Consider the following 2,799-nt stretch of genomic DNA (forward strand, 5'->3'; position numbering starts at 1 on the left):
ATATGTTGGTTGGTTTGGTGTCTTAATGATTCCATGTCTACTTACAGCTGCAGCTTGTTTTATTGTTGCGTTTATAGCAGCTCCTCCTGTGGATATTGACGGCATTCGTGAGCCAGTTTCTGGTTCTTTCTTATATGGAAACAACATCATCTCAGGGGCAGTCGTTCCAAGCTCAAACGCAATCGGACTGCACTTCTACCCAATTTGGGAAACATCTACTCTCGATGAGTGGTTGTACAACGGAGGACCATACCAACTTGTTATCTTTCACTTCCTTATCGGTATCTCAGCTTACATGGGACGCCAATGGGAACTTAGTTACAGACTAGGTATGCGTCCTTGGATCTGCGTAGCTTATTCAGCTCCAGTGTCAGCAGCTTTCGCTGTATTTCTTGTATATCCTTTTGGTCAGGGATCATTCTCTGACGGTATGCCTTTAGGTATATCAGGTACGTTTAACTTCATGTTCGTGTTCCAAGCTGAACATAACATCCTAATGCATCCTTTCCACATGGCAGGTGTAGCAGGTATGTTTGGGGGATCACTCTTTAGTGCAATGCACGGTTCTTTAGTTACATCATCTCTAATCAGAGAAACTACAGAAGTTGAGTCTCAGAACTACGGTTACAAGTTTGGACAAGAAGAGGAAACATATAACATCGTTGCAGCTCATGGCTACTTCGGTCGTTTAATCTTCCAATATGCTTCATTCAACAACAGCAGAAGTCTTCACTTCTTCCTAGCTGTATTTCCAGTTGTTTGTGTATGGTTAACTTCAATGGGTATCTGCACAATGGCATTTAACCTTAATGGTTTCAACTTTAACCAATCAGTTGTTGATGCTAACGGAAAAGTAATTCCTACATGGGCTGATGTTCTTAACAGACAGAGTTTAGGTATGGAAGTAATGCACGAGAGAAATGCTCACAACTTCCCTCTCGATCTAGCATGTTCTGAATCTACTTCAGTTGCCCTATCTGCTCCAGCTATAGGTTGACTTTAGAGGTTTATTACCGCTAGTCTATAAAAGGTACGTGGTTCTCTCCATGTGCGTGTGTGCAAAGTAAAGTGGTTGACCCAGAGGTGGTGCTCTGGGTCTTTTTTTATGTATACAAAGTAGAATTAGTAAAAGTGTTTATAGTCCTATGCAGATGAATACCGGATTTGATGGCAGCATGATAGATCAATTATTAGAAACTGCTGAAGATAAGAAAGAAAAAGAAGATGAAGAATTAGAAATAGAGAGAAAATATTATCAGAAACCTGATCCAGCAACAGATCCTTTACAGGCTGCTAATTTTCTACGTAATTTTACACAAGGGATGATGTAGAAGATGGGTGAATTTGATACTGACTACAAACTTTTTTATAGACCCATGTTAGATTTTGGTTCTGGAGTTGGGATAAATGAAAGTATGAGAAAATACAACCTTGAAGAGATGAATAGAAGAAATAGAGAAGAATTTGAGATGGATAACATTGGTATGTCGGATAATGAAAATTTAGATTTTTTACAAGATTTTTTAGTTGCTAAAGGATATAACAAATTAATCCCTGAAGGTTTACGTGATAAATATAAAAGAGAGGCTGATATTGAGAAGTATTTAAAGAATATGGATAAATTAAGACAACGTGGGATACTATCATAATTATTTAACGTAGAATTAGGAAAACAGTATTAATTGCAATGCCTATACCTACAGAAAGTTTTCTAAAAAAATTTTTAAAAGAGTCTGGGGGTAAATTCCCTACTGTTCCTGAAATGCAAAGAGGCACAGGTTCTTTAGAGCAGAATGCTCGTGATTTAACAATGATGAATGGCACTACTGACATGATGGGAATGCCAAGTCAAGGTGCTCAAGAATTAGCTCAAAATGTAGAGCAAAATAAAAAAACTGGAATTTTGCAAAGAGTCGCTGGATTTTTAAACAAATTAAATCCTTTTGATAATATGTTTCCTGACAATAGAGTAGATTACACTAGTCCTGATGGAACAATTCAAAAAGTAAATCCTGATTTTTTAAAATTAATTATGAATCGTCCTGATTTAAAAGAAAGATTTGATAGTACAGGATCAATTTACAGCACTGAAATGCCATGAGAATGGCTGGGATTGGTTATTATCCTAGTTTTCCTGTTAAATATTCGAATATGTACAACGATTATTCGATGGTAACAGCAGGATTAGCTGACCCTTTTCAACCACAGAAAAAAGAAAAAGCAGATAAGTGTAAATTTGTAGTGTCATATATAGGAAAGAATATTCCAAAATTTGAAATGAATAATCCTCACTACATGAGAGAGGTATCAAGATCTTATTCCGATAGTATTCCCCCTGTTATTCTTAATAAAGAGCCAATACAAAATAGATTTTAATGGCACAAGACGATTCAAAATACACTAAACCTGCCCTGAGAAAAAGAATATTTAATCAGGTAAAAGCTGGATCTAAAGGTGGTAAACCTGGTCAGTGGTCTGCTAGAAAAGCACAAATGGTTGCACAAAAATATAAAGCTCAAGGAGGAGGATATAAGGGAGGAAAAGGTAAAAAACAGAAAGATCTTAAGCGTTGGGGTAAAGAGAAGTGGATGACTAAAAAAGAATACGAAAAGAAGAAGAAAGATTAGAATAGTAATATGAAACCTAAAGTAACTATCATCCTCAATAAAAAAGTTTCAGAGGTAAGTGAATCTTGTCCTACTGCGACTATTGATATTGAAGAGAATGCAAAAAATAGAAACTGGACTATCGACAAATTTGCTTATGGTCCTCTTAATCCTGATGCTCCTGATCCCGGAT

The 2,799-nt window shown here is 36.5% G+C and carries 6 protein-coding genes; all 6 read left to right on the forward strand.

Annotation, left to right across the window (positions count from 1 at the left end; translation table 11 throughout):
- Positions 1-997, forward strand: a 997-nt coding sequence (psbA, locus tag MK083_06450; protein ID MCH2674088.1) for a photosystem II q(b) protein, incomplete at its 5' end; no start/stop codon positions are given.
- Positions 998-1,151: 154 nt separating this feature from the next.
- The gene (locus tag MK083_06455) at positions 1,152-1,331 is read left to right on the forward strand and encodes a hypothetical protein (GenBank protein ID MCH2674089.1); all 180 of its coding nucleotides are present in this window, start codon (positions 1,152-1,154) and stop codon (positions 1,329-1,331) included.
- A gap of 3 nt (positions 1,332-1,334) precedes the next feature.
- Positions 1,335-1,649, forward strand: coding sequence for a hypothetical protein (locus MK083_06460; protein MCH2674090.1), 315 nt, complete (start codon positions 1,335-1,337; stop codon positions 1,647-1,649).
- Between the two features lie 38 nt (positions 1,650-1,687).
- On the forward strand, positions 1,688-2,101 hold the full coding sequence (locus tag MK083_06465) for a hypothetical protein (GenBank protein MCH2674091.1): 414 nt from the start codon (positions 1,688-1,690) through the stop codon (positions 2,099-2,101).
- A 50-nt stretch (positions 2,102-2,151) separates the two neighbouring features.
- Positions 2,152-2,376 (forward strand): hypothetical protein, encoded by a 225-nt coding sequence (locus MK083_06470; GenBank protein ID MCH2674092.1) that lies wholly within the window; start codon positions 2,152-2,154, stop codon positions 2,374-2,376.
- Complete coding sequence (locus tag MK083_06475; protein MCH2674093.1) at positions 2,376-2,627, forward strand: DUF5872 domain-containing protein; 252 nt, start codon at positions 2,376-2,378, stop codon at positions 2,625-2,627. Before MK083_06470 ends, MK083_06475 begins: the two co-directional genes overlap by 1 nt.
- The last annotated feature ends 172 nt before the right edge of the window (positions 2,628-2,799 follow it).

It is taken from the genome of Dehalococcoidia bacterium (assembly GCA_022451965.1).
Classification (GTDB): Bacteria; Chloroflexota; Dehalococcoidia; order Lucifugimonadales; family Lucifugimonadaceae; genus TMED-70.

What these genes read in the sequence shown, in the direction of transcription:
- MK083_06460 (MCH2674090.1), top strand. Translation starts at nt 1,335, where the DNA reads ATGGGTGAATTTGATACTGACTACAAACTTTTTTATAGACCCATGTTA.
- MK083_06475 (MCH2674093.1), top strand. Translation starts at nt 2,376, where the DNA reads ATGGCACAAGACGATTCAAAATACACTAAACCTGCCCTGAGAAAAAGA.
- MK083_06470 (MCH2674092.1), top strand. Translation starts at nt 2,152, where the DNA reads ATGTACAACGATTATTCGATGGTAACAGCAGGATTAGCTGACCCTTTT.
- MK083_06455 (MCH2674089.1), top strand. Translation starts at nt 1,152, where the DNA reads ATGAATACCGGATTTGATGGCAGCATGATAGATCAATTATTAGAAACT.
- MK083_06465 (MCH2674091.1), top strand. Translation starts at nt 1,688, where the DNA reads ATGCCTATACCTACAGAAAGTTTTCTAAAAAAATTTTTAAAAGAGTCT.